This window comes from Alteromonas alvinellae (genome assembly GCF_902705805.1).
This window is the reverse complement of sequence record NZ_CACSIH010000045.1, coordinates 1-1,249: the sequence shown is the minus strand read 5'-3', so window position 1 is coordinate 1,249 and position 1,249 is coordinate 1. Positions and strand designations below refer to the sequence as shown.

Annotated in this window: 1 protein-coding gene; it reads right to left on the bottom strand. The window is 45.6% G+C overall.

Annotated elements, in window-relative coordinates; genetic code table 11:
• Window positions 1-20 precede the first annotated feature (20 nt).
• Window positions 21-1,142 (bottom strand): ISAs1 family transposase, encoded by a 1,122-nt coding sequence (locus tag ACX5KA_RS03425; protein WP_458730410.1) that lies wholly within the window; start codon window positions 1,140-1,142, stop codon window positions 21-23.
• Window positions 1,143-1,249 lie beyond the last annotated feature (107 nt).

The following is a 1,249-nucleotide window of genomic DNA, read 5'->3' as shown; positions in this document are numbered from 1 at the left end:
CAGGGTGAGAGCATGAATGCTTAATTTTTACTCAACTTTCCCAACCCCGCTGTTAATACCTGTTCCAGGTACTCAGTGCTGCCATGTGCGCGCTTTTGCTTGCGAGGAATACTGACTTTTCTGGTGGTTTCTGCACGAAGCATATTCAAGGCCAGCTTCCTCGCACCCGATAATATATCAGCAGCATTGCCACGATATATTTGGCATTCGTCCTCTTTCATCGAGACATCAAGCACCCAATGAAGGCTGTTTTCTACAGCCCAATGACTCCGTACTGCATTTGCAAATCGGGCTTTTGATAACTTGGCAGAACTAATGTAGTAACGATACTCAAGGGATTCTTTACCCTGTTTCGTCTGCCGATAGCTCAGTGCTACACCAATAGTTTTCAGTTCTTTCCATTCACAGAAGTTATCCGTTAACGAACCCGCTTCCATTACATGATACGCTCTGGCTTCACTTCTTCCGTGAGCTTTTTCCAGACAAATTACTTCCTGATTTATCGCACCAGAAAGCGCCTTACGGACGGCATCATGCAGCTCTTTTTGATTTCCTTTCAGGGCCAGAAGGTAGTCACCACCACCATCAATAATTTGCTCAGCGATTTCTTTCTGGCAGCCCATTGCATCAATGGATATCAGACAGCCTTTTATGTCCAGCATAGTCAGCAAAGCTGGAATGGCGGTGATTTCATTCGATTTGCTCTGAGTTTTAATCTGTCCTAATACGACGTTATTCTCTGAGGCAAAGGCGTTAACCATGTGGATAGCCGACTGCCTGTTTTCCCGGTTATAAGAGCCACAAAGCCGCTTGCCATCAATAGCAATGAGTTTCCCCTCGGATAACTCCACCCCCGATTGCATCCAGCCGATAAAACAACGCTGAAACTGCCCACTGTCTATCCGCGATATCACACGCGCTATGGTGTCATGAACCGGTAAGCCGTTCTTGAATAATCCCTTAGCGGCAAACCAGTCAAAATGCAGATCGCCAAAATCTTCGATATCTTCCCATCCTTTGGCTCCAGCGATGGACGCACATACCACCAAAAATAAAATATCAGTAAATAGATGGGCTACCTTGGCTGACTGTCTGGGATCTTCTAACTCACCAAAAAACTGTTCAAATGCGCCTGTTTCCATGACTCTCTCCGCAAAAGAGAGTATAAGATCACAGACGCTTACTATCGTCCAGAGTTGTTGGCGATTCAAACGTCAATTGAACGATTTATGTTCATGATCTTGCCCTG